The sequence below is a fragment of the Paraburkholderia sp. D15 genome, from assembly GCF_029910215.1.
Classification (GTDB): domain Bacteria; phylum Pseudomonadota; class Gammaproteobacteria; order Burkholderiales; family Burkholderiaceae; genus Paraburkholderia.
In genome coordinates this window covers 2,601,246-2,624,602 of sequence record NZ_CP110396.1, presented here as the reverse complement: position 1 = coordinate 2,624,602, position 23,357 = coordinate 2,601,246, and the positions used below count along the sequence as shown (strand labels likewise).

Genomic DNA, 23,357 nt, shown 5'->3' with positions numbered 1-23,357 from the left:
TCTCCTTATGCGTTGGCTTGCCAGCCGTCCGGGATCACCGCGATCACGTCGATTTCCATCAGCCATTGCGGCTGACCCAATGCGCTGACGACGAGCCCGGTGGAAATGGGAAATATCCCTTTCAACCACTTGCCGACTTCCTGGTACACCGGCTCGCGGTAGCGCGGATCGATCAGGTACGTGGTCGTCTTCACGATATGCGACAGATCGCTGCCCGCCTCCTCCAGCAACTGCTTGACGTTCTTCATCGCCTGTTCGGCCTGGGCCTGCGGATCGCCGAGACCGATCAGACGGCCCTCGAAATCCGTCCCCACCTGACCGCGTACATACACGGTATTGCCGGCACGCACGGCCTGACAGAGATCGTTGTCGAGCGACTGGTTCGGATACGTGTCTTTCGTGTTGAACATGCGGATGCGCGTATGAGTCGGCATTAATTCACTCCCAATTCGTTGACGTGTTGAACTTGCGATGCGGTGACGGTTTGCGTTCTGGTCGAAGCGTCGTTCCCGCCAGGGGTCTGCGCGGCACTGCGCGGTTCCTGCCTCACCTCACCGTGCGCCTTGCGTTGCGACGCATCGCGATAGGACAGGTACTTGTGCTGCGTGGCGATGTGATCGGCGATATGTTTCGCGTCGTGCCACACACCCCAGATGAATGTCGAACCACGTCGCGACAGCCACGGCAAACCGAGAAAATAGACACCGGGCTCGCTCGATACGCCGCGTTGATGCCGCGGCTTGCCTTTTGCGTCGAACGCATCGACGTGCAGCCAGTCGTAATCGACCGCATACCCGGTGGCCCAGACGATCGACGTCACGCCCGCTGCCGCGAGATCGAGTGCGAGGATCGGCTCGCTCACGCACGCGGGATCGGCGTACTTGCGGCGCGCTTCGGGTTCTTCCGGCAGATCGAGGCCATTGCGGGCGATGTAGGCGTCCGCCGCGTCGAGCAGCGACAGATAGTTTTCATCGCCGCGTGCGAGGTTCTGCGCGAGATCCGCTTCGAAAGTCGCCACGCCGTTCTCGAAGGTTTTCGTCAGACCGACGAGCGTCACGCCTTGATGCGCGAGCGCGCGGAAGTCGACGGTATGGCCGCCGCGCGCGCCGCTGACGGCGATCGTCACGTGCTCCTTGCCCGGTCGTGCCGCTTCCTTGTCCCATTCGCCGAGCACGCCCAGCCACCAGCAGAAGTCGCGCTTGCGGTATGCGCGCGGCGGACGATCGTGTGGGCCGACCGACAGATAGACCGTCTTGCCCGCGCGCTGCAGTTCATCCGCGATCTGCACGCCGGAGGAACCCGCACCGACCACCAGCACGCCGCCCTCGGGCAATTGAGCCGGATTGCGATAGTCGGCGGAATGGATCTGCACCAGCGGACCGCCTTGCGGCGCGATCGGCGGAATCACCGGCCGCTGGAACGGACCGGTCGCGACCACCACGCGATTCGCCTCGATCGCGCCGATCGACGTCTCGATCGCAAAACCCGGGCGGCCCACATGGCGCGACACGCTCGTTACTTCCACGCCGGTGCGGATCGGCGCATTGAACTTCTTCGCGTACGCTTCGAAGTAATCCGCCACGCGGTCTTTCGACGCGAACGCATCCTGATCGAGATCGTCGAATTCGAGGCCGGGAAAACGGTCGTGCCACGCGGGACCGTTCGCGACCAGCGAGTCCCAGCGACCGGTGCGCCAGCGCTCGGCGATCCGGTCGCGCTCCAGCACCAGATGCGGCACACCGAGCCGGCTCAGATGTTCACTCATCGCCACACCGGCCTGACCGGCGCCGACGATCAGCGTATCGATCGAGATGTTTTCAGCTGTCATCGCTGTGTCCTTTTGAAAAGCGGATTGATGGCGACCGTCGGCTTCACCGTCGGCGCTTGACCATGAGGAAAATGTACGTCGGCGCAATGATTTAGAAAAACATATTTAAAAAATCCATAGCATCGTTTTTTTCTATGCAATAAGTGCTTGAGTGGCTCACAATGCAGCCAGCACGAACACCTTGAGGAGACAGACGGATGGAAAGCAATCCGCTGCGTTATTCACTGCGCCAGTTGCGCTACTTCGTCGTGACGGCCGAGGCGCTGTCGTTCACCGCCGCGGCCAAACGGCTGCATATCTCGCAGCCGTCCATCTCGACCGCGCTGGCGGATCTCGAGGAATCGTTCGGCGTGCAGTTGTTCATCCGCCATCACGCGAGCGGTCTGTCGCTCACGCAGGCGGGCCGTGATTTGCTGGGTCATGCGCGCAATCTGCTGAAGAATGCGGAAGATCTGCAATCGGCCGCGAAGGAAATGGATGGCGGCATGACGGGCACGATCGCCCTCGGCTGCCTCGTGTCGCTCGCGCCGCCGTTGATGCCGGGCATCATCAGCCGCTTCGTGCAGGAGCACGCGGGCATTGCGTTCCGCACGGTGGAGGCGCATCAGGACACGCTGCTCAACGGACTGCACGACGGCTCGCTCGATATCGCGCTGACCTATAGCCTCGACATCGCCGAGAACATCACGTTCACGCCGCTGCTCTCGCTGCCGCCGTATGTGATCCTGCCCAGGACGCACAGGCTCGCGCGCGCCCGCAAGGTATCGCTGGAGGAGTTGCTGCCCGAGCCTTATGTGATGCTGGATCTGCCGCACAGCCGCGAGTATTTCTCGGCGCTGTTCGATGCGGTCGGCAGTCGCCCGGTCGCGGCGTTCCGTTCGTCGCAGCCGGAGGTGGTACGCGGCATGGTCGCGAATGGGCTCGGCTACAGCATCCTCAATTTCCCGCTCAAATCGAATCGCACGGTGGACGGCGAGGACTTCGTGATCAAGCGTTTCAAGGACGACGTGAACGCCACCACGCTCGGCATCGCGCAATCCAATGCGATGAAGCCACGTCAAGTCGTTACACGGTTCTCGGCGTTCTGCGAGTCGTATATCCGGCGCTTGCATATCGAGCGGTAAATGCGCGGTGCGGTTCCATGAAGCAGCCGGAACAAAAAAACAGCGGCCGTTAGCGGCCGCTGTTCCTGCGTCGACAGCAATCGGTGCTCAGTGAGCCGACACGCCCGCCTGACTCTGATGCTCGTTCTGACGCCGGCGATATGCGGTATCCCGTGTGGCAAGCCAGTAGTACAACGGCGTCGTCACGACGATGCCGACCAGCCACGACAGATCCGCGCCATCCAGGTGCGACGAAAACGACCCGACGTAGATCGGCGTATTCATGAACGGAATCTGCACGACGATACCGACCGCGTACGCAATCAGCGCCTGCATGTTGAAACGTCCGTAGATGCCACCATCGACGCGGAAGATGGAGTCCACGTCGTACTGCCCCTTGTGGATCACATAGAAATCGATCAGGTTGATCGATGTCCACGGCACCAGCACCACCAGCAGCGCCAGCACCAGATCGACGAAGTGCCCGATGAAATCCTTCGAGGCGCCCACCGCCGCGAAACAGCACGCCGCCATGATGATGAGCGACAGCACGGCGCGCGCCTTGACGGTCGGAATCCACTTGTAAGCGAAGGTCTGCAGCGACGTGATCACCGATAGCACCGCGCCGTAGAGATTCAGCGCGTTGTGGCTGATCACGCTGAGCAGGAACAGCACCAGCATGAACGGTCCGATCGCGCCGGTCGACAGCTTCACCGCATCCATCGTGTCCATGCCCGGCGGCACGGCAAGCGCGGCCACCGCACCGAAGATGAAGGCCAGCGACGAACCCAGCGTGCAGCCCAGATACGTGGCCCAGAACGTCGAGCCCACGCCGACATTGGCCGGCAGATAGCGCGAATAGTCGGACACGTACGGCGCAAACGCAATCTGCCACAGCGCGGACAGCGACACCGTGGCGAGCCAGCCCGCGACGTTGAAGCCGCCGCGCGTCAGGAAGTCGGCAGTCGTCACGTGCGTCGCGATGTAGCCGAAGCCGAGCACGATGCCGATACCGAGCACCCACGTGCCGATCCGGTTAAGGATGTGAATGAACCGGTAGCCGATGATGCCGATCAGCCCCGAGCCCAATGCACCGATCACGATGCCCACCGGAATCGGAATCGACGACTCGATACCGTGCAACGATTTACCCGCGAGCACGATGTTCGACGCAAAGAACCCGACGTACATCACCCCCGCGATCACGGTAACCAGCAACGCGCCCCACGAGCCGAACTGCGCGCGGCTCTGAATCATCTGCGGAATACCCATCTGCGGACCCTGCGCGGAATGCAGCGCCATCAGAATGCCGCCGATCGCCTGTCCGACCAGAATCGCGATCACGCCCCAGAACAGATTCAGGTGATAGATCTGCACGCCGAGCGCGCCCGTCACGATCGGCAACGGGGCGATATTGCCTCCGAACCAGAGCGTAAACAGATCGCGCACCTTGCCGTGACGTTCCTCGTGCGGAACGTAACCGATCGTGTGTTTCTCGATCAATGGAACCGCACCGCGGCTATCGGCCATGTCATCCTCCCTTTGCTTCGATTTTGCGCCGTGGCGCTCGATAAGTTAGCGACCGGGGCGTTGACGTCGCGCGGAAGACCGGCCTGCGCCCCATGTGTCAAACCAGAGTACTGAGACCATATTTCTTTGACCAACACTGTTTACCGATGCCTTGCATAGATTTTTTCGATGCAGGCCGTGGATTCGCGAGCGGCGGCGAAAAATACGTAAGGGGGTGCTGACGATACCGGTATCGCTGCTTGCCTTGTCAGAAAGCAGGCAGGACGAAAGAATGCCAACGCCACATATGAATACGTGCCCATCGCGAAACCATGCACCCATAACCCGAGGAACTGTCGATGCGTATTTCCTTTCTGCACACCGTCCCGAGCAACCAGCGGATCTTCGAAACGGCGGTACAGGACTTCGGTCTGCCGCCCGCCAACTGTCGCCATGAACTGCGCGCCGATCTGCGTGAAGCGGTCGAACGGGCCGGAACGATCACTGCCGGGTTGCAGACGCAGATAGCGGACTGTCTGCACTCACTCGCATCGGACGCCGACGCGGTCGTGCTGACCTGCGCGATGCTGGGACCGGCGGTCGCGAAGCTCGGCGCTTCGCCCGCGCCGGTTCTGCGAGCGGATCTGGCGTTGGCTGCCGCGGCCGTCGAGAACGGCACGCGCATCGTCGTGCTGTGCGCGGCCGAATCGGCGCTGGAATCGAACCGCAAGCTGTTTGGCGAATACGCGAGCCATCGTCATGCGTCGGTCGCGGTCGTGCATCTTCCGCAGGTGTGGGATCTTTTCAAGGCGGGGGATTTCGATGCCTGTCATGCCGCAATCGCGACCGCCGCGCACGATGCCTATCGCGACGGCGCCGATGCCGTCGCGTTCGCGCATCCGTGGATGGCGCCCGCGGTGCAACGCTTCGATGCATCGAAGCGGCCACTCGATAGCGCGCATGCGGTGATTGGTGCGGTGATGAAGTTGCTTGCGGAGACACCGGCGAGCAAATGAAAAACGCCACCCGCGTTGCCGCGAGTGGCGTTCGATGACTGCATCACTGCATATGATTTTCCGCCATCTGAACGATGCGAGAAAACGCACACCGCTTCAACCGCGACCCATCATCCAGCCTCAGTCATCGTACTTATAGATGTTGTAGTAAGAGGTCTGATCGACGCCCCAGCTCAACAGAACGAGACGTTGACTGCCCGCCTGCAATGCGGGGAACGGGCAAGCCGTCGTGCACTGCTGGACGCCGTTCTGCGCCACGCCGGCCGTCACGGTGGCGCTGTACTGACCGCTCGCATTGAAAGCGGCCGGCCCGTTCCACCATCCGTCGACTTCCGTCGAAGGCGTCACGCCCGTTCCCGAAGAGATCTGAAGCTGTGCTTTGGACGCTAGCGGCGCGATGTTCTGGTTGTTGACCAGATTCGACCACGCCAGATTTACCGCGCCCTGCGCGCCGGACTGCGAACCGCCCACACTCAGAAACGCGCTTTGCGTCGCGGACGACAAGGTTTGCCACGGCACGCCCGCTCCCGCCGATGCACCAATCACTGCAGTCGGATTGATCACGCTATCCGTCTGGCCGATCTGCGCGCCCGTCGAGTCGTAGAACTTCACGGTGTAGGTCGCGAACTGCGGCACCGTCGCCGGATTGATCGGCGTGGGGGTGAAATAACCCAGCGCGCCGCTGTTAGGAACGTAGTTTTGCGTTGCGTTGGGCAACGCCTGCCACGACCAGCGGTAAAGCGACGTATTCGACGTCGTGGTGACCGGGCTGGTCGGCACCGATGTCAGCGCGTTGTTGGTCAGACCCAGCACGCTGCTGCCTGTGCTGTTGCGCGGCACCAGGTAAGCCGTGCCGTTGATGCCCGGACCGCTCACCGCGACCGAAGCCAGGTTGGCAGGATTCGGCGTACCGGCGGCGCCCGCCGCGACCGTGATCCCGAGGCCGGATTCATAGCGGTTATACGGTGCATCGGCCGTATCGAGGAAAATCCGGCGATCGAGGAAGGACGTGATGGTGACGTTGAATTGCTGCTGATTGCCGACAATGTCCCACGCACCGGCCGCCGTCTTCTGTGCCACCGTCACGAACGAACCGGACGTACCGTTCGCGATCGAATACGGCCACAGGATCAACGCCTTCTGGACGCCGCCGGTGCCGGTAAAGAACTCCAGCGTACGCGGCGTGCCAAGCGTCAAACCCGGCGACGACAGCACCGGATGCGCGTTGGTCAGCGTCGTGAAACCGTTCTCGCGATAGCTTGCGTCCACAGCCTGCGCGCATGCCGCGGTCGTGCCGCTCACGCACTGCCCCAATGCCGTCGTCACCGCAGCCAGATAGTTTGCGGCAACCGGCGGCGCCGTAAGCGGTGCCGAGATCGTCGTGCCTTGATTCAGCGTAATACCGGTGGACGGACTCGCGGTCGAGATCAACTGGTTGCCGCCGGCGGCCGCGGGAACCAGACGAACCGAATCGATGACGGCGTCGGCGCCGGTCTGGTTCGCACTGAAGGCGGTTCCAATCGGATCGAACGACGAGGCGGTCAAACCATTCGCGGTGAGAATCGGCGCCAGCGCGACATCGAGTTTCGTGACTGCCGCGCCGACCGACGCCGGCGTCACGAGCGCGGACAGGTTGGCGCCCGTCGACAGATCGAGCGGATTGCCGCTGCTCGTCAGCAACGCCGCGACGGCCGTGGTCAGCGTGGTGACGTTGGCCGTGGCGGTCGTGCCGGTCGGCAGACTGGGCAGCACCGAATACAGCGTGGGAGCGAATGCCGACGGATCGGATGCGACGATCAGGAACGGCGCCGTCAAACCCGCAAGCGATGCCGTGTAATTGCCCGAAGCGTCGCTCGTCACGTTGACGCTGACGCCGTTCGCGCCGATCACCGTGACGTTCGCGTTGGCCACCGCGCTACCTACCGCCACGGTGCCTGACATGGATGTCGCCGTGGCATTCGACGTCGTGCCGTTCGACGAACTCGCCCCCCCGCCACCGCATGCGGCGAGTATCGACAGCGACAATGCGCCTGCCGCCGATAATGCCCAGATTTTCTTGCCCCTTTGCCCCGCAGATTTCTTGTAGTTCATATCGCTCTCGTTGTTGGATGTTTTGACCGCAACTTCTGTACTTCTCGTGTCTCTTTCATCTACCGCGGTATTCGCAGGGTGCCGTACAAAATGCTTTCTAATATTTTTCAAAACACCAACCAATTAGATCTTTTTTGCACTTTCCCCTTTTGCACCAACCCGGATATCGGCTAATGCGAGCGCAAGTTTAGAGTAGATCGCCATCTTGAAGAATTTATTAAATATACGGAGCCCGATATAAAGACGCAGAACCGTGGCATTTTCAGCCATATGAAATCTTCCCCAAATCACCCACACGACTATCGAATCGATAAAAGCTTATTGGCTTACCCGCTGCCGGATTCGCATAATCGATAGTTTCAAACGTTTGCGGAGTACTTTCGCATGTCTCTTTCGCTCGACCATATCGTGATTCGCGTCAAGTATCTCGAACAGACCATCGCCGATTTCGAAACGCTGGGCTTTATTGTGCAGCGCGGCGGCACGCACGCGGACGGCGCGACCCACAACGCGCTGATCGGACTCGCCGACGGCAGTTACTTCGAATTGATCGCCTTCCTGAAAGACGCGCCGCAACATCGTTGGTGGGATGCGAACGACCGGACCGGCGATGGCTTTGTCGACTTCGCGCTGTTGCCGCATTCGGTGGCGGCCACGATCGAGGCCGCACAGGAACGTGGCGTACGCTACGAAGGTCCGATCGACGGCGGACGCCTCCGTCCCGACGGCGCACGGCTCGCGTGGCAGATCGGCAAACCGCTCTCGCCCGATCTGCCCTTCCTGTGCGGCGATCTCACGCCGCGCGACCTGCGCGTTGCACCGGGCGACGTGCGCATTCATCGTAACGGCGTATCGGGTGTGTCGAGCTTGAGCGTCGCGGTGCGGGACGTACGGGCGAGCGTGGCACGGTACCGTGCGTTGCTGGGTGAAACGCTAGCCGTTCAGGAAGGGCATCTGGCAGGTTATGACGTGACGTTCGCGACGCTGCCGTTGGGCAATACGACCATCACCCTGCTCGCGCCGGCTCGCGGCGAAGCGTCGGCGGACAATCACGCGAGCAGCTCGCCGGGCAATCTCGCTCACGATCTCCGTGAGCACCTCGCACAACGCGGCGAAGGCGTGTTCGGTGTCACGTTGAGTACGCGCAGCGAGTCGTTCGCGCGCGCTTTGCCACTGGCGTTGACGCACCGCGCGCGTATCGAGATCGTAAGCCGCAAATAATTGTTGCTTTCCGGCTTATGCCCTGTCTCTCCACGTGGCGAGACAAGGCATAAGCCGATCTACCGCTTCACGACGCCGTTTCGGCAGCCAGCGCGCCGCCCAGATACGCGTCACGAATCCGCTGATCGCCGAGCAACGCATGCGCTTCGCCCGACAGCACCACGCGCCCGGTCTGCAATACATAGCCGCGATGCGCGATCTGCAACGCGAGACTCGCATTCTGTTCGACCATGAAGAAGGTCACGCCCTGCTCGTTGAGCGTTCGGATCAGATCAAGCACCTTGTCGACGTAAAGCGGCGACAGACCCATCGTCGGCTCGTCCATGCACACGAGTTTCGGCCGGCTCATCAACGCGCGCGCCATCGCCAGCATCTGCTGTTCGCCGCCCGATAGCGTACCGGCGCGTTGCGTCAGACGTTCCTTCACACGCGGAAACAACTCCAGCATCTTCTCGTAGTCTTGCGCGATGCCATCGCGGTCGCGTCGCGTGAATGCACCCATCAGCAAGTTCTCGCGCACCGTCATATCGCCGAACAAACGTCGTGCTTCGGGTACCGACGCAATGCCGCGCCTGACGATCTGCGGCGTCAACAGACCGTCGATCGATGCACCGTCGAACGTCATCGTGCCAGCGCGCGGCCGGTGCAGACCGAGAATGATCTTCATCGCAGTCGACTTGCCGCTCGCGTTACCGCCCAGCAGGCTAACGATCTCGCCGCGCGGCACTTCGAGGCTCACGCCGAAATGGACCTGGATCTGACCGTAGAACGTATCGATCTGGTCGAGTTTGAGTAGCGGTTCTGTCATGGTGACAAGTTTCGTTGAGGCATTAAAGCGGGTTACGCACCACTCGCCGCGATTTCCAGCGACGAAGCTGAAGTGACATCCGCACCGCCGCTCACATTCTGCGTGCCCACCTGCCGATGCCCGAGATACGCCTCGACCACGGCCGGATCGTTACGCACCTCATCAGGCAGACCGGCGGCAATCTTCCTGCCATCGTCGAGCACGATCACATGGTCGGACAGACGCATCACCAGATCGAGTTTGTGTTCGATCAGCAGAATCGTCAGACCGTCGCGCTTGAGTTCCAGAATCAGTTCGAGCATTTCCGCCGTCTCCGATTCGTTCATGCCGGCCGTCGGTTCGTCGAGCAGCAACATGCGCGGATGCAACGCCAACGCCCGCGCGATTTCGACGCGCCGCCGGTTCGCGTAAGACAGGCTGTGCGCCGGCTGATCGATGCGCGGCGTCAAGCGAGTGCCGAAGCGCGCGATGATCGCCTCGGCGTCGGAACGCAATGCTTCTTCCTCCCGCCGCAGCGCTGCCGGCCGCACGAGCGCTCGCGCCACCTCGGCGAATGCGCCGATCACCGGCCAGCCGGCACGCGAGAGTTGCAGACGCGAATGCGCGCCGATCAGCACGTTATCCAGCACGCTCAGATTGCCGAACACGCGCCCGTGCTGAAACGTGCGCGCCACACCGCGCGCCGCGAGACGTTCTGGCGATGTACCGGTCACGTCCTCGCCGTCGAGGCGCACCTCGCCTTCATCCGGCACGTCCATGCCGGTCAGCAGATTGAAGAGCGTCGATTTGCCTGCGCCATTCGGTCCGATCACGCTCACGCATTCGCCGCGCGCAATGGACAGACTCACACCATCGACCGCGGTCAGTCCGTCGAAACGGCGCGTAACGCGGCGCACATCGAACAGGATCTCGCGATGCTTCGTCGAGCTTGCATTCATGATGGCTTCTTCCTCATGCCGTGCCGAACAGACCCTGCGGCCGGAAACGCACCAGCAACAGCAACACGACGCCGTAGATCAACATGCGGTAGTCGGCGGCGAAGCGGAACAGCTCCGGCAAACTGATCAGCGCGACCGCGCCGACCACCGCGCCCGCCACGCTGCCGAGTCCGCCGAGAATCACCATCGTCAGCGCGAGAATCGAGACCTGCGAATCGAAGGTCTGGTAATTGATGTAGCTGTACAGATGCGCGGCAATCGCCCCGCCCGTGCCCGCCGCGAAACCGCCGCACGCGAATGCGATGGCCTTGTAGCGATTCGGCCGCACGCCATAAGCGCGCGCCGCCACGTCGTCCTCGCGGATCGCGCGCCACGTGCGGCCCAGATGCGAGCGCAGCAGACGAACCTGGAGCAAGGCCAGCGCCACCAGCACGAGCAGCGCGAACCAGTACACCGCGCGCACGCTGGTCAATTGCCAGCCGAACAACGCGAGCGGCGCAATGCCGGTGACGCCGATCGGACCGCGCGTCAGGCTGTCCCAATTCAGTATGACCAGTCCGACGATTTCGCCAATGCCGAGCGTCGCGATCGAAACGTAGTGTCCACGCAAACGGAACGACGGGTAGATCAGCAACGTGCCGAGCAACGCGGCGATCACGCCGGCCAACGGAATCGTCACCGCGGGCGACCAGCCCAGGTTCACGGACAGCAGCGCCGAAGCGTACGCACCGATCAGCAGCAACGCGGCATGTCCCAACGATATCTGCCCAACGGTGCCCGCCACCAGCGTGAGACTCAACGCGAGCAGCCCGTAGATCCAGCCATTGGTCAGCGTTTGCAGCAGATAAGGTGAAGGCGCCAGCAAAGGCAGCGCGAAGGCCAGCACCGTCACCGCGACCAGCACGCCGCGCGGTACACGCAACGCGCGGCCGAACGACAGAAATGTGCCGGTCAGCGGTTCGGGCGGCAGGCGCCGGTTGGAACTGAACAGTCCGTTCGGCCGCCACACGAGGAACAGCAACAGCAGGACGAACGCAAAGAGATCGCGATAGCTGGTGCCGAATAGCGCCACGCCATAACTTTCGACGAGCCCCAGCAGCAGGCTGCCCGCGATCGCGCCGGGCACGTTGCCGAGGCCGCCGATCAGCAACGCGACCACCCCCTTGAGCGTCGCCTGAAAACCCATCGCAGGGTCGATGCTGTTGTAGTACATGCCGACCAGCAGGCCGCTGAGTCCACCGAGTCCGCACGCAATCGCGAACACCGCGCGATTCACCGCGTGCACGTTGACGCCCATCTGCTGCGCGGCGTCGCGGTCCTGCGCGGTAGCACGCACCGCCCAGCCGAGCCGCGTGAAGCGCAGAAACACGTACAGCACGGCGGCCGCGCCGATGCCCGTCGCAGCGATCAACAGATCGAGCGAGCCGAGCGTCGCGCCGCCGATCGAGAACGACCAGTCCGGCAAGTTACTCGGCACCGGACGCGGGTCCGGACCGAACACGATCTGCGCGAGTTGATCGAGCACGAAGCTGATGCCGATCGTCGCGAGCAATGGCGCGATACGCGCCGCGCCTTGCAGCGGCCGCAACCCGATCCGTTCGATCAGCACGCCGAGCAGCGCGCAACCGGCCACCGTCGCGAGCAATGCGACCGGCAGCGGCAAACCGAGCCGCGTCAGACACAGCCAGCCGATGAAGCCGCCGACCATGTACACGGAGCCGTGCGCGAAATTGATCAGATGCGACACGCCGAAAATCAGCGCGAGTCCGACCGCCAGCAACGCATAGATATTGCCGACGATCAATCCGTTGATCGTGTAATCGAACCATGCGCTCATCGTCGTTCCGTCCTTAGCGCGAACACTGACATGGATTGCGGGATCGTCATTGCGCGCGCGTCGCGTGCGCGCCGTCCCACAACGCGAACTTGCCGTCCTTCACGACCAGTTCGAGATTCTTCGCACCCGCCACGCGCCGCGTTTGCGGATCGAAACGGAACTTGCCGAAGATCACGCTCGGCACGTTGTCGATCTTCGCGAAACCGTCGTGCACAGCCGTGCGGTTCGCGCCGTAACGACGGATCACTTCGCTCGCGAGGATCATCGCGTCGTAGGCGCGCGCGGCGAATGTGTCCGGCTCCGCGCCATATTTCGCACGGTAACGCGCGACGAAGCTCTGCACTTCGGGGCGCGGATCGCCAGGGAAGAAGTTCGACTCCGTGTACACGCCGTTCACCGAAGCGCCGCCGAGATCGAGAAATTTCGGCGAATACACCGAGCCCACCGCGGCGATCGGTTCGCGCACGCCCGCGGTGCGTGCCTGACGTACGATCTGCGCGCCGTCCGAGTAGTACGAGATCAGCACGATCGAATCCGGATTCGCGCTACGAATACGCGTGAGCGTCGCGCGGAAATCCTTTTCGTTCGGTTGATAGCCTTCCGCCGCGACGACCTGCGCGCCGTCGGCGGCCGCGGCCTTCGCGAAGATGTCCTTGCTGGTGCGGCCCCAATCGGTGTTCAGATACAGCACGGCGATTTTCTTGAAGCCGAGGCCGGTCGTCACGTAGTGCGCGAGCATCGGCTGTTCTTCCGCCTGGCTGATCGCCGTGCTCCACATGTAGTCGCCGCCCTTCGTGAAGTCGGGATGCGAGTTGGTGAAGCCGAATTGCACGAGACCGCCGCGCTGATAGACCGGCGATGCGGCCATCGACGCGCCGCTCGACAGATCGCCGAGTTCCAGCAGAATGCGTTTGTCGTCGACGAATTTCTGCGCGATCTGCACGGCCTGGCGCGGATCGCTGCGACTGTCTTCGAAATCGTATTGCAGCGGATGACCGTTGATGCCGCCGCTACCGTTGACCTGCTCCAGCGCGAGATCGAAGCCACGTTTCCATTGCTCGCCGTATTGCGCATCCTGCCCACTCAGCGGGCCGGTCACGCCGACCCAATACGGCTCGCCCGCCGGGGCCGCCGTGCTCGTGGTATTCGTGGCGCCCGTTGCGTTCGTCACGCTCCATTGGGCGATCGCGCCGACGGCGGCGATCGCCAACGCGGCGCGTGCGACGCCGCGCCAGTGACGCGTAATGCGACCGACTTGTTGGTTCGTCTGCTGCCCGGACTGCTTCCCCGCTCTCGACATGCTGGTCTCACACCTTGAAATAGAGTCCAACGATGAAACCATGTCGCCAGGAAACGGGCCAACGAAGATAAGCGTGGAAACTTATTCCCGCTTTCGATTAATGCTTATGACGAAAAGAAGAAAGCGTGCCGGGCGACGCCTGAGCGTGTTAGCCGATTGTTCACAAATCCCCTGTTTTCAAGGCGTTTTATCGATATTCACGAGCGAGCCGTTGCGGCATCGCATGGGTGTTGCTCGATCGTCATGCCCGCCCGCGCTGATTTGCATAGCCGAATTTATTATAAGAATTTCGCATTCACCGGCCCCTACAATGCACCGCGAACATGAACGAAACCATGGATCAGCGGATGGAGTTACATCACCTCGAAGCCTTTTCAGCCGTCATGTCGGCGGGCAGCATGACGGCCGCCGGGCGGCTCGTCGGCCGCTCGCAGCCCGGCATTACGCGCATGATTCAGGAACTCGAACAGGAGATCGGCTACGCGTTGTTCGATCGCAAGGGACCGCGTGTCACGCCGACGCGGCGCGCGTTCCTGCTTTACGACGAAGTCGAGCGCTCGCTGGTCGGCCTTGCGGCGATTCGCGCCAGCGCTCAGGCCATCGGTATCGATACGCCCACGCCCTTGCGTGTCGCGGCGACGCCCGCGCTTGCCGCTGCGCTGGTGCCGCGTGCCATCGCCGCGCTCAGGTCGCTCCCGTCACTAGATACGCACGTGCGGCACGACACCCACGACATAAACGATGCGCCATTCGACGTGCAACTGCGCAGCGCGTCCGCGGAACACGTCGTGCAGGCTCTGCTTGCGCGCACTGTCGAACTCGGCATCGCGACGTTGCCGCTCGATCACGCGACGCTCGACATCCACTATCTGATCGAAGCGCCCTGCGTGGCGGTGCTGCACGATGCACATCCGCTCGCCGGTCTCGATCGGCTGACGTTGCGCGAGCTCGCCGCGCATCCGCTGGTGACGGTCGCCAACCGCTACCGCCTGAGAAACCGGATCGACGCGGCGTTCACCGATGCAGGTCTGCGTCCGCGCATCGCGCTCGAAACCAATGCATCGCTGAATGCGGTGATGGCGGCGCAGGCGCAACTCGGTATCGCGCTCGTCGATCCCGCAACCGCGTTTGGCACACGCATCGCCGGCACGGTCGTGCGCGCGATCGACGCGGACATCCCCTTTCTCTACGGCGTCGTCACGCTGCCCGGTCAAGCGCTCAGCGACGGCGCACGAGCGTTGATCGACACGGTGGCGCGCGTGTCGCTGGAATTGCTGCCGAATGCCTTACAACATGCGGCGGCCAAACACGATCTGTTGATGACGCGCGGCGCGCGCCCTCTTCAAACTCAACGCAAAGGAGTGCCGGCATGAGCACGCCCGCTGCAACGCTTGCGGGACACACCGAACCTGACGCAAGCAAGGCGCTCGAAGGTCTGGAAAAACTCGAAGCCCGTTTGCGCGACGATCTTGCGTGGCTCGAACTACCCGCGCCCGCGTGGGTGCCCGCGCGGCACGTCGATACGCAACGCGTGCTGGACGTGGCGATCATCGGCGGCGGGATGGCGGGCCTCACCGCAAGCGCCGAATTGCGTTTGCTCGGCATCGACAACCACCGTGTGTTCGACCAGGCGGCTGAAGGACAGGAAGGTCCGTGGGTCACCTACGCCCGCATGCAAACGCTGCGTTCGCCCAAACAACTGACCGGACCTGCATTGCGTTTACCGGCGCTGACGTTTCGTGCCTGGTTCGAGGCGCAGTTCGGACGCGAGCGCTGGGACGCGCTCTACAAGATTCCGCGTAGCCAATGGATGGATTACCTGCGCTGGTATCGGCGTGTGCTCGCTCTCCCCATTCGCAACGACGCGCGCATCGCCCGGATCGAAACGCGTGATGACGGACTGATCGAACTCGATGTGGTGTCCAGCAACAAGACCTCTTCCGAACGCGTGCTCGCACGCCATGTCGTGCTCGCGACCGGCCGCGAAGGTCTCGGCGGTCCGTACGTTCCAGAACTTGCGCACGCGTTACCGGCAAGCCTGTACGCGCATTCGTCCGATGCCATCGATTTCGCCGCGCTGCGAGGGAGACGCGTCGGCGTGGTCGGCGCGAGCGCGTCCGCATTCGACAATGCGGCCAGCGCGCTCGAAGCCGGTGCCGCGAGTGTCGACCTGTTCATTCGACGCGCGGAACTGCCGCGCATCAACAAGCTGACCGGCATCGGCAGTCCGGGACTGGTGCATGGCTTCCTGCATCTGTCCGACGAGTGGAAGTGGCGTTTTCTGCACTACGCCGCGCAATCGCAAACGCCGCCGCCACGCGACAGCGTGCTACGTGTGTCGCGCTACGAGCATGCGCGTTTTCATCTCGGCAGCCCGCTGAAAAACATCACCGTGCAGGACAACGAGATGCGGGTCGACACGCCAAAGGGCACCTACGATCTCGACTATCTGATTTTCGCCACGGGCTTTCATTCGGAACTCGACACCCGCGCCGAATTCGCGGCGATTGCGCCGCACGTGCGTCGCTGGCGCGATCGTTTTGCGCATCCCGAGGGATTGCCAAACGAAGAACTCGCTTCATCGCCGGATCTCGACCGCAATTTCGCCTTTCAGTCGCGCGAACCGCGCTACAGCGACGCGCTCTCGCGCATTCACTGCTTCAACCACGCGGCGAGCCTGACGCACGGCAAGGTCGCCGGCGACATTCCCGCCATTAGCGACGGCGCCCAGCGTCTGGCTCGCGCCATCGCGGCCATGCTGTTCGACGCCGACCGCGAACGGCACTACGCGGCACTGCTCGCATTCGACACGGCGGAACTCGCTGGCGACGAATGGACCGATGCGGACGCAACCGATCTCGCTGCCAGTGTCACGCCCTGAACTTTCCATTCGATCGATCATGTCCACTGAAACCACGACTCAGCCTTTGCCTCTATCGCCCGATACGGATCTGGTGTCCCGGCTCGCCGGTCTCTCGCCAGGCGGCAATGTGGCCGCGCTGCGCGCCGCGCGCGCCGACGCGACCCGCTATACGCAGGGCAGTCACGACGCGCTGTTCTCCGCCGACATCGTCGATCTAAGCTTGAACGAGCGGCTCTACGCAGCGTGGTACGCGGCATCGCTGACGCAATCCGTGGCGGCCGCAAACGCCTATCGTGAACGTCTACTCGCGACGGATGCCGATTCTGCGGAGAACATCACCGAGCGCCTGAGCGCGATAACGTTGCACGGGCCCGCTGGCATCGCGTCACTTGCCTCCTCCTCCTCCGCCGCCGGGAGTGCACGGCTCGCCGCCATTCTCCATCACACCCGCGCACTGATCACTCAACCCGCCGCAACCGGCAAAAGCGAACTGGCCGCCTTGCTCTCAGCAGGCCTGACCACCCGCGCGATCGTCGCGCTCGCGCAACTCGTGGCCTTCGTGTCGTACCAGGTCCGAGTCGTCGTCGCGCTGAAAGCGTTGGACAACCTGGAGCACACGGCATGAGCGACACGACGACGGGCAAACCGCACGGCTTCACCGCCGACACGCTCGACTGGACCGCATGGCTCGATACGGTCACGCTGAACGACGCGTCGGCAGAACAGACCGCCGTACTCGAAGCGAGCCATCCGAAAGCGAAGACCTCGGATTACTACCTGCTGCTGGTGCACGAGCCGGACATACTGCGGCAGCGTTCCGGCGCGTTCAACAGCATCATGTATGCGCCCGGCGGCCTGTCGAGAGCCGAGCGGGAACTGGCGAGCACGGTCGTGTCGCGTGTGAACGGCTGCGTGTATTGCGCTTCGGTGCACGCGCAACGTTTCGCGCAACTCGCGCGCCGCGACGACGTGATCGAACAGGTTTTCGCGGACCCCGAAACGGCAGGCACCACCGAGCGGGAACGCGCGATCGTACGCTTCGCGATCGATCTGACCTTGCAGCCTGAAGCGATCGGCCGCGAGTCGGTCAGCGCATTGCAGGCCGTCGGTCTCTCACCGGCCGAAATACTCGATCTAAGCCAGGCCATCGCAATTTTCGCGTGGGCAAACCGTTTGATGTTGACGCTCGGCGAACCAGTGTTTCCTGAATAAACGGCACGGGATTGCTGACACACGCGAGGAACGGCGGCACAGATATCCATATGCGAATCCATTCGTTGCCCGCCATACGACGGCGTTGGAGACTTCCGATTCAACCATCCTGAAGGGCCATCGCCATGTCCGCCACCCCGCATTCCCGCCGTCGTGCCGCGCGACGCCGTCTGCTCGGCCTCGCCGCCGCGCTTGCCTTGAGCAGTATCGCCGGTGCCGGCGCCGTTGAAGCCGCCACGCCCGCTCATGGCGAGCCCGTGTATTTCGGCGTAAGCGGTCCGCTCACGGGGCCGAACGCGCAATATGGCGCGCAGTGGAAAGCGGGCTTCGATCTCGCGCTCGACGAGATCAATCGCGACGGCGGCATCGACGGCCGGCCGCTGCAGTATGTATTCGAGGACAGCCAGAGCGATCCGCGCCAGTCCGTCAGCATCGCGCAGAAGTTCGTGTCCGATCCGCGCATCCTGATCGAACTCGGCGACTTCTCCAGTCCCGCGTCGATGGCGGCGTCACCGATCTATCAGCGCGCCGGTCTCGTCCAGCTCGGCTTCACCAACTCGCACCCGGATTTCACCAAGGGCGGCGATTTCATCTGGAGCCCCTCGGTGAGTCAGGCGGACGCACAGCCGCTGCTCGCCGAATTGGCCGCGAAACAGGGCTTCAAACGCGTCGCCGTGCTCTACCAGAACACCGACTGGGGCCGCGCCAGCAACGATGTATTCGTGAAGGCCGCCGCTTCGCGCGGCACGCAGGTCGTCGCGAGCGAAGGCTATCAACCCACCGACAAAGACTTTCGCGCCACGCTGCTGCGGCTACGCGATGCGAATCCGGACGCACTGGTGCTGATTTCGTACTACTCGGACGGCGCGCAGATCGTCCGACAGGCTCGCGGCAGCGGCCTGCACACGCCGATCGTCGCGGCCAGTTCCGTGTATTCGCCGAAGTTCATGGAGCTTGGCGGCGACGCGGTCAACGGCGTGACGACCAACACCAGTTTCTTCCCCGACGACCCGCGTCCCGAAGTCCAGCATTTCGTGCGCGGCTTCGAGGCGAAATACCATCAGCAGCCGGACGCGTTCAATGCGTACGCGTACGACGCCGCGATCATCGCGGCCCAAGCGCTACGCGCGGGCGGTCTCGATCGGCGCGGCGTGCGCGATGCGTTGCCGAAACTGCACGATATTCCGAGCGTCGTATTCGGCAAGGCGAACTTCGATCCGGTCACGCGCCGGGTGATCGGCGTGCGCAGCGTGAACCTGGTGGTGGAAAACGGCCGCTGGGTGCTGCTCGCGAACAAACCGTCGCTCGCGGCGAAGTGATGATTCCGGTGCGCGCGGCCACTACGCCGCACGCACTTCGTGAAGGCTCGCGGTTCAGTCCGCGCCCAGCTTCGTATGTTGCAACTCGCCGACGATCGTCTGCGGCTGCTTCAGCAGATTGAAGATCGGGCACACCGCCTCGACTGCATCGTGCAACGCGCGAATCGCCTCAGGCGATTCCGGCGACGCGATACGCAACGTATAGCGAATGTTGTGCGGAAAGATCGGTACATGCTCGAAACCCGGCTGCTGCGCGAGAGGATGCTGTTCGCCGGTGACTTCGACATCGATCGAGTCGAGACGCAATTCACGCTCGGCCGCCTGAATCAGCGTGATATGCGTCAGACAACTGCCCAGCACGCCGAGCTGCAACTCCGGAGACGCCGGCCCGAGGTTATAACCGGCGAAATCGGCCGGACTATCGCTGATCACCTGAAAGTCGCGGATACGGATTTCCCGCACGCCGCTGCGCCCCAACGCGCGCACGTTCGCCTTCAATAGATTGGGCTTCAGGTTCGGATCGTTGCGAGCCGTTTCGCGTTTGGCGAGCCATGCCGCGCGCTTCTGGACAAGGTATTCGTTGAGAGTGGTCATGATGAAATGGATGGAATGGCCGGGCGGACGTCGAAAATTTTTTGTATAGCCCACTGACGATAGCCCAGCAGCAGTCTCACCAAAACCAAGCATTTCTGCTTTGCTATTGACGCGCAACCACGTTCGGCCGCCGCGTATTCAAAACCTGAGCGATTGCGCAGGTACACGGCTTCCTCACGTGAAAAAGGCGCTTTTATCGCGGCTTTCAGAAGAACTTTGACGGCGCACGGAATGCGAGTGGACGGCTGCCTCCGCCGCGAAAATAATATGTAGTCGACGTTCAGCCGCTGCACGACCGAGGAGATTCATCAATGAGCACGGGCAATCTGCTACATCAGATGTTCCGCTATCAAACGTGGGCCAATACCGACTTTCTCGATTCGATCGAAGGGCTCGACGCCGAACGGCACGCCACCGAGCGTCATATCGCCGTGCGGCTCATGAACCACTGCCTGGTCGTCGGGAAAATTTTCGCCGCTCATCTATCGGGCGCCGTTCATGGTTTCGCAGCGGACAATACGGCCGAGACACCAACTCTGAATGCGTTGCGCGGCGAGCTATCGGCAATCGACAACTGGTATCTCGACTATGTAAGTACCGTCACGCCCGCGCAACTATCGCAAACCATCGAGTTTTCTTTTACCGATGGCGACGACGGCACGATGACGCGCGAGGAAATGCTCACGCATGTCGTCATTCACAGCGGCTATCACCGTGGCGAAGTGGGACGCGTATTGCAGCAGGTGGCCGCGAGCTCATCGCCCGGCCTGAAATTGCCGTGGGATACCTACGCGGTCCACCTGCACAGAACCGAGCCTTCACGGCGCCTGCACAGCCAGAATCAGACGACGGAAACCGTACGAGCCTTTAAATAGGCGTTAAGGTTGCGCCGCGCTTCGCCTGTCCGCTCCCCGCTTCGGATTGGCACCCCGCACGACATTCCCGATCGACGATGCTGGATCGCTTGCCCACGCAACCGATTCGTACGTCTTGACGAGGAACCTGCCATGCGCTTTGCGATGATCGGAATGGATCGATCGATCGCGGTTTACGACGCGTTCGTCGCCGCCGGCTGGACGCCCGTGAAAATCATCACGCCGCCGGTCGACAATGTGTTCGACTTCAACGGGGAGATCCTGAATCGGGCGTCGGCGTTGAAATTGCCCGTCCAGATGTCGCGTCCCACCGACACCGATCTGAAACGTCTCGCGGAGGACGGTTGCGACACACTGGTGGTCTGCTATTGCCCGTGGCGTATCGGCGACTGGTCACGTTATTTGCGCCACGCGATCAACTTCCACCCGTCACCGCTACCCAAAGGACGCGGCTCGCTGCCGACGATTCGCGCGGTCGCGGAAGGGCATCGCGAATGGGGAGTCAGTTGCCACAAGATCTCGCCTCATTTCGACGAAGGCGACGTGCTGGCGCAGCGGCGCTTCGAGTTATCGCCGCAGGAAACTTTCGATTCGATCAACGCGAAAACCGACATGGCGTTTCGCTCGCTGGCCGTTGAGGTCGCAACCCGATTTGACACATTGTGGGAAAACGCGCAAGCCCAACCGGCCGCCGAGTACTGGCCCATGCTCTCGGCCGAGGAGAGCAAGCTCGACTGGCACTGGACAGTCGAACAACTGCTGCGCCGCGCCCGTGCATTCGGCAAGCTGGGCGTGCGCGCGGACTACGGCGGCGTGCCGCTCGTCGTGCGTCAATTGACGGGATGGGTGGAAGCGCACGACCATCGGCCGGGCACGGTGTTCGTCAACGGCAACCCGCGCGGACTGGTGGTCGCGGTCGCCGATGGTTATGCAGCGCTCGTCGAATGGAACGCGGCGCCAGCGGTCAAGCCGGCGCCATAACTTGTGCGATCGTCCAGGTCGCCGGGTTGCTCGATCGCTTATGCGGCGACAGGGAACTCGAACCGCTTATTCCTGAGTACCTTGCGCCGGCTCGATATCGCCGTATTGCGGGCGAGTCGATTTAACGTCACGCGTGTTCTTCTGCACCGCGACCGAACCGAACAACGCGAGAATAAAGGCCATCGCATAGAAGCCTTTTTCGCTCAGCGCCAGTGTCGCATTGAACAGGCCGACACCCAGCAGCAGAATGGAAAGCAACAGCGAAACCCAGCACAGGCCGTAATAGATGCCCGTCACCGCCACGCCTTCCACCCGGTCGCGCACGGTCTTTTGCAAGGAAATAGCTGCGAACAGACCGAATACGAGCACGGTGAAGTAATAACCCTTTTCGTTCAATTGCATGCCGGCATTCCAGAGGCCGAAAAGAAATGCGCAGAATCCGGCGAGCAATGCGGCCCACGACGCGGCGATGAAAGCAAATGACGGTTGTTGACTGGAACGGTCCATACAATCCTCTTCTTATTGATTAATTTGCTCGAAGGGTAACGCGATTTACATGTATCCGCAAAATTATTGTTTTAGCGGCGTCATTTTTTAACTATCGCGTCTCGGTGTCTGGCACGGCGCCTGGGTACGTTGCGTGACTGCTGATTTCCCCGCTCGACATGTTGGCCTCCTCGCCCCGTAGCTGAGGCGCAGTATGCGGGGAGGTCGCGAATAGCGCACCCTGTTTCGCAGGATGCGCTTGAATCGATACTGAGCGTATCGATTTTCAATACCTTGCGTCGCCAGATACTCGACGTCCCGAACCTACATACGTTCGATCATCAGGTTCAGGTTCTGCACGGCCGCGCCCGACGCACCCTTGCCGAGATTGTCGAACACCGCCGCGAGGAGCACGTGCCCGTGCTCCTCGTTGACGAACACCGCCAGACGCATGTCGTCGGTGCCGCTCAACGCCTGCGGATCGAGATGGGTCATGCTGCGCGATGCCTCCAGCGGCACGACCTGCACGTGCGTCGTCTCCGCATCGGACGCCGCATAGTGAGTCGCGAGGCAATCGTGCAGCGTTGCGCCATCCACGCCGCGCGCGAGCAGACGCAGTTCCAGCGGCACGGTCAGCACGATGCCCTGCCTGAACGCGCCATAGGCCGGCACGAAAAACGGACGATGCGCGAGCCCCGTGTGCAATTGAATCTCCGGCGGATGCTTGTGCGCAAGCGCGAGCCCATAGGTCTGGTAAGGCAGCGCCTGTGAAGCGTTCGGGCCTTCATACACGTCGACCGCCGCGCGCCCGCCGCCCGAATAACCGGACACCGCGTGAATACTCAACGGATAGTCGCGCGGCACCAGCCCGGCCTGTACCAGCGGACGCAGCAAGCCGATCGCGCCGGTCGGATAGCAGCCCGGGTTGGTGACGCGGTGCGCGTCGGCGATACGTTGCGCCTGCCCCGTCGCCATCTCCGGAAAACCGTAGGTCCAATCAGGTCGCGTGCGATGCGCGGAACTCGCGTCGATCACCCGAACCTTGGGATTGGCGATCATCGATACCGCCTCGCGCGCGGCGGCGTCCGGCAGGCACAGAATCGCGATATCGCAGGCGTTGAGCGCCTGCTCGCGCTGCCGCGGGTCCTTGCGATCGGCGGCGGCCAGCGTAGATAGTTGCAGATCCGTGCGGCCACGCAGACGCTCGTGGATCTGCAAGCCAGTCGTGCCTTGATCGCCGTCGATGAAGACAACAGGTGCGCTCATAGCGAAGATTCTCCAGTAAGAGGGAAAAGAGTCCGATCGGAATGCGCTATCTTCGCCGCGTCGTTAGAATAGGAAAAGTTGAATTTCACAACGTTGATCTTCAGATTTTC

Annotated in this window: 22 protein-coding genes; 10 read left to right on the top strand and 12 right to left on the bottom strand. The window is 62.4% G+C overall.

Translation table 11 applies throughout. The features are described from left to right. Positions 1 to 5: 5 nt before the first annotated feature. Positions 6 to 434 carry a RidA family protein gene (locus tag LFL96_RS31530; RefSeq protein WP_281001809.1) on the bottom strand — a complete coding sequence of 143 codons (429 nt, stop codon included), beginning with the start codon at positions 432 to 434 and terminating at the stop codon, positions 6 to 8. Then, positions 434 to 1,828 (bottom strand): NAD(P)/FAD-dependent oxidoreductase, encoded by a 1,395-nt coding sequence (locus tag LFL96_RS31525; protein WP_281001808.1) that lies wholly within the window; start codon positions 1,826 to 1,828, stop codon positions 434 to 436. Before LFL96_RS31525 ends, LFL96_RS31530 begins: the two co-directional genes overlap by 1 nt. A gap of 197 nt (positions 1,829 to 2,025) precedes the next feature. On the opposite strand from LFL96_RS31525, the gene LFL96_RS31520 reads away from it, so the two are divergent. Next, positions 2,026 to 2,952 (top strand): LysR family transcriptional regulator, encoded by a 927-nt coding sequence (locus LFL96_RS31520; RefSeq protein WP_281001807.1) that lies wholly within the window; start codon positions 2,026 to 2,028, stop codon positions 2,950 to 2,952. 87 nt (positions 2,953 to 3,039) lie between these two features. Here LFL96_RS31520 and LFL96_RS31515 read toward each other — a convergent pair whose 3' ends face one another. Beyond that, positions 3,040 to 4,461 carry a cytosine permease gene (locus tag LFL96_RS31515; protein WP_281001806.1) on the bottom strand — a complete coding sequence of 474 codons (1,422 nt, stop codon included), beginning with the start codon at positions 4,459 to 4,461 and terminating at the stop codon, positions 3,040 to 3,042. A 338-nt stretch (positions 4,462 to 4,799) separates the two neighbouring features. Here LFL96_RS31515 and LFL96_RS31510 point away from each other — a divergent pair, with 338 nt between their 5' ends. Further along, positions 4,800 to 5,456, top strand: coding sequence for an arylsulfatase (locus LFL96_RS31510; RefSeq protein WP_281001805.1), 657 nt, complete (start codon positions 4,800 to 4,802; stop codon positions 5,454 to 5,456). A gap of 120 nt (positions 5,457 to 5,576) precedes the next feature. Here the strand turns inward: LFL96_RS31510 and LFL96_RS31505 are convergent, their stop codons facing one another. Further along, the gene (locus tag LFL96_RS31505) at positions 5,577 to 7,547 is read right to left on the bottom strand and encodes a carboxypeptidase-like regulatory domain-containing protein (RefSeq protein ID WP_281001804.1); all 1,971 of its coding nucleotides are present in this window, start codon (positions 7,545 to 7,547) and stop codon (positions 5,577 to 5,579) included. 384 nt (positions 7,548 to 7,931) lie between these two features. Here LFL96_RS31505 and LFL96_RS31500 point away from each other — a divergent pair, with 384 nt between their 5' ends. Next, positions 7,932 to 8,768: a VOC family protein gene (locus LFL96_RS31500; RefSeq protein ID WP_281001803.1), complete on the top strand. Its 837-nt coding sequence runs from the start codon at positions 7,932 to 7,934 to the stop codon at positions 8,766 to 8,768. 67 nt (positions 8,769 to 8,835) lie between these two features. Here LFL96_RS31500 and LFL96_RS31495 read toward each other — a convergent pair whose 3' ends face one another. The 4 genes from LFL96_RS31495 to LFL96_RS31480 are packed head-to-tail and all read right to left on the bottom strand — an operon-like array spanning position 8,836 to position 13,651. After that, positions 8,836 to 9,576 (bottom strand): ABC transporter ATP-binding protein, encoded by a 741-nt coding sequence (locus tag LFL96_RS31495; RefSeq protein WP_281001802.1) that lies wholly within the window; start codon positions 9,574 to 9,576, stop codon positions 8,836 to 8,838. Positions 9,577 to 9,608: 32 nt separating this feature from the next. After that, positions 9,609 to 10,514 carry an ABC transporter ATP-binding protein gene (locus LFL96_RS31490; protein WP_281001801.1) on the bottom strand — a complete coding sequence of 302 codons (906 nt, stop codon included), beginning with the start codon at positions 10,512 to 10,514 and terminating at the stop codon, positions 9,609 to 9,611. A gap of 13 nt (positions 10,515 to 10,527) precedes the next feature. Beyond that, a complete protein-coding gene (locus tag LFL96_RS31485) occupies positions 10,528 to 12,351 on the bottom strand; it encodes an ABC transporter permease (protein WP_281001800.1) in 1,824 nt (607 codons plus the stop codon). 46 nt (positions 12,352 to 12,397) lie between these two features. Further along, positions 12,398 to 13,651 (bottom strand): ABC transporter substrate-binding protein, encoded by a 1,254-nt coding sequence (locus LFL96_RS31480; protein WP_281001799.1) that lies wholly within the window; start codon positions 13,649 to 13,651, stop codon positions 12,398 to 12,400. Positions 13,652 to 13,998: 347 nt separating this feature from the next. Here LFL96_RS31480 and LFL96_RS31475 point away from each other — a divergent pair, with 347 nt between their 5' ends. The 5 genes from LFL96_RS31475 (at position 13,999) to LFL96_RS31455 (ending at position 19,045) form a co-directional block, all read left to right on the top strand. Further along, on the top strand, positions 13,999 to 15,024 hold the full coding sequence (locus LFL96_RS31475; RefSeq protein WP_281003911.1) for a LysR substrate-binding domain-containing protein: 1,026 nt from the start codon (positions 13,999 to 14,001) through the stop codon (positions 15,022 to 15,024). Next, the gene (locus LFL96_RS31470; protein WP_281001798.1) at positions 15,021 to 16,532 is read left to right on the top strand and encodes an NAD(P)/FAD-dependent oxidoreductase; all 1,512 of its coding nucleotides are present in this window, start codon (positions 15,021 to 15,023) and stop codon (positions 16,530 to 16,532) included. Before LFL96_RS31475 ends, LFL96_RS31470 begins: the two co-directional genes overlap by 4 nt. Continuing rightward, positions 16,492 to 17,139 (top strand): CMD domain protein, encoded by a 648-nt coding sequence (locus tag LFL96_RS31465; protein WP_281001797.1) that lies wholly within the window; start codon positions 16,492 to 16,494, stop codon positions 17,137 to 17,139. Before LFL96_RS31470 ends, LFL96_RS31465 begins: the two co-directional genes overlap by 41 nt. Next, entirely contained in the window at positions 17,136 to 17,726 is a 591-nt protein-coding gene (locus LFL96_RS31460; protein WP_281001796.1) for a peroxidase-related enzyme, read from the top strand. The genes LFL96_RS31465 and LFL96_RS31460 overlap by 4 nt, the downstream gene beginning before the upstream one ends. 125 nt (positions 17,727 to 17,851) lie before the next feature. After that, the gene (locus LFL96_RS31455; RefSeq protein WP_281001795.1) at positions 17,852 to 19,045 is read left to right on the top strand and encodes an ABC transporter substrate-binding protein; all 1,194 of its coding nucleotides are present in this window, start codon (positions 17,852 to 17,854) and stop codon (positions 19,043 to 19,045) included. Between the two features lie 54 nt (positions 19,046 to 19,099). On the opposite strand, the gene LFL96_RS31450 is transcribed toward LFL96_RS31455, so the two are convergent. Next, positions 19,100 to 19,639 carry an OsmC family protein gene (locus LFL96_RS31450; protein WP_281001794.1) on the bottom strand — a complete coding sequence of 180 codons (540 nt, stop codon included), beginning with the start codon at positions 19,637 to 19,639 and terminating at the stop codon, positions 19,100 to 19,102. Continuing rightward, positions 19,636 to 19,932: a hypothetical protein gene (locus LFL96_RS31445; RefSeq protein ID WP_281001793.1), complete on the bottom strand. Its 297-nt coding sequence runs from the start codon at positions 19,930 to 19,932 to the stop codon at positions 19,636 to 19,638. The genes LFL96_RS31450 and LFL96_RS31445 overlap by 4 nt, the downstream gene beginning before the upstream one ends. Positions 19,933 to 19,950: 18 nt before the next feature. Here LFL96_RS31445 and LFL96_RS31440 point away from each other — a divergent pair, with 18 nt between their 5' ends. Further along, a complete protein-coding gene (locus LFL96_RS31440) occupies positions 19,951 to 20,514 on the top strand; it encodes a DinB family protein (protein WP_281001792.1) in 564 nt (187 codons plus the stop codon). A 153-nt stretch (positions 20,515 to 20,667) separates the two neighbouring features. Continuing rightward, complete coding sequence (locus LFL96_RS31435) at positions 20,668 to 21,495, top strand: formyltransferase family protein (RefSeq protein WP_281001791.1); 828 nt, start codon at positions 20,668 to 20,670, stop codon at positions 21,493 to 21,495. Positions 21,496 to 21,561: 66 nt separating this feature from the next. On the opposite strand, the gene yiaA is transcribed toward LFL96_RS31435, so the two are convergent. Continuing rightward, positions 21,562 to 22,002 carry an inner membrane protein YiaA gene (yiaA, locus tag LFL96_RS31430; protein ID WP_281001790.1) on the bottom strand — a complete coding sequence of 147 codons (441 nt, stop codon included), beginning with the start codon at positions 22,000 to 22,002 and terminating at the stop codon, positions 21,562 to 21,564. Between the two features lie 303 nt (positions 22,003 to 22,305). After that, on the bottom strand, positions 22,306 to 23,247 hold the full coding sequence (argC, locus tag LFL96_RS31425; RefSeq protein ID WP_281001789.1) for an N-acetyl-gamma-glutamyl-phosphate reductase: 942 nt from the start codon (positions 23,245 to 23,247) through the stop codon (positions 22,306 to 22,308). Between the last annotated feature and the right edge of the window lie 110 nt (positions 23,248 to 23,357).

Bases quoted from the DNA above. Each gene is read 5' to 3' on its own strand.
- LFL96_RS31530 (WP_281001809.1), bottom strand. From the start codon at position 434: ATGCCGACTCATACGCGCATCCGCATGTTCAACACGAAAGACACGTAT.
- LFL96_RS31525 (WP_281001808.1), bottom strand. From the start codon at position 1,828: ATGACAGCTGAAAACATCTCGATCGATACGCTGATCGTCGGCGCCGGT.
- LFL96_RS31520 (WP_281001807.1), top strand. From the start codon at position 2,026: ATGGAAAGCAATCCGCTGCGTTATTCACTGCGCCAGTTGCGCTACTTC.
- LFL96_RS31515 (WP_281001806.1), bottom strand. From the start codon at position 4,461: ATGGCCGATAGCCGCGGTGCGGTTCCATTGATCGAGAAACACACGATC.
- LFL96_RS31510 (WP_281001805.1), top strand. From the start codon at position 4,800: ATGCGTATTTCCTTTCTGCACACCGTCCCGAGCAACCAGCGGATCTTC.
- LFL96_RS31505 (WP_281001804.1), bottom strand. From the start codon at position 7,547: ATGAACTACAAGAAATCTGCGGGGCAAAGGGGCAAGAAAATCTGGGCA.
- LFL96_RS31500 (WP_281001803.1), top strand. From the start codon at position 7,932: ATGTCTCTTTCGCTCGACCATATCGTGATTCGCGTCAAGTATCTCGAA.
- LFL96_RS31495 (WP_281001802.1), bottom strand. From the start codon at position 9,576: ATGACAGAACCGCTACTCAAACTCGACCAGATCGATACGTTCTACGGT.
- LFL96_RS31490 (WP_281001801.1), bottom strand. From the start codon at position 10,514: ATGAATGCAAGCTCGACGAAGCATCGCGAGATCCTGTTCGATGTGCGC.
- LFL96_RS31485 (WP_281001800.1), bottom strand. From the start codon at position 12,351: ATGAGCGCATGGTTCGATTACACGATCAACGGATTGATCGTCGGCAAT.
- LFL96_RS31480 (WP_281001799.1), bottom strand. From the start codon at position 13,651: ATGTCGAGAGCGGGGAAGCAGTCCGGGCAGCAGACGAACCAACAAGTC.
- LFL96_RS31475 (WP_281003911.1), top strand. From the start codon at position 13,999: ATGGAGTTACATCACCTCGAAGCCTTTTCAGCCGTCATGTCGGCGGGC.
- LFL96_RS31470 (WP_281001798.1), top strand. From the start codon at position 15,021: ATGAGCACGCCCGCTGCAACGCTTGCGGGACACACCGAACCTGACGCA.
- LFL96_RS31465 (WP_281001797.1), top strand. From the start codon at position 16,492: ATGCGGACGCAACCGATCTCGCTGCCAGTGTCACGCCCTGAACTTTCC.
- LFL96_RS31460 (WP_281001796.1), top strand. From the start codon at position 17,136: ATGAGCGACACGACGACGGGCAAACCGCACGGCTTCACCGCCGACACG.
- LFL96_RS31455 (WP_281001795.1), top strand. From the start codon at position 17,852: ATGTCCGCCACCCCGCATTCCCGCCGTCGTGCCGCGCGACGCCGTCTG.
- LFL96_RS31450 (WP_281001794.1), bottom strand. From the start codon at position 19,639: ATGACCACTCTCAACGAATACCTTGTCCAGAAGCGCGCGGCATGGCTC.
- LFL96_RS31440 (WP_281001792.1), top strand. From the start codon at position 19,951: ATGAGCACGGGCAATCTGCTACATCAGATGTTCCGCTATCAAACGTGG.
- LFL96_RS31435 (WP_281001791.1), top strand. From the start codon at position 20,668: ATGGATCGATCGATCGCGGTTTACGACGCGTTCGTCGCCGCCGGCTGG.
- yiaA (WP_281001790.1), bottom strand. From the start codon at position 22,002: ATGGACCGTTCCAGTCAACAACCGTCATTTGCTTTCATCGCCGCGTCG.
- argC (WP_281001789.1), bottom strand. From the start codon at position 23,247: ATGAGCGCACCTGTTGTCTTCATCGACGGCGATCAAGGCACGACTGGC.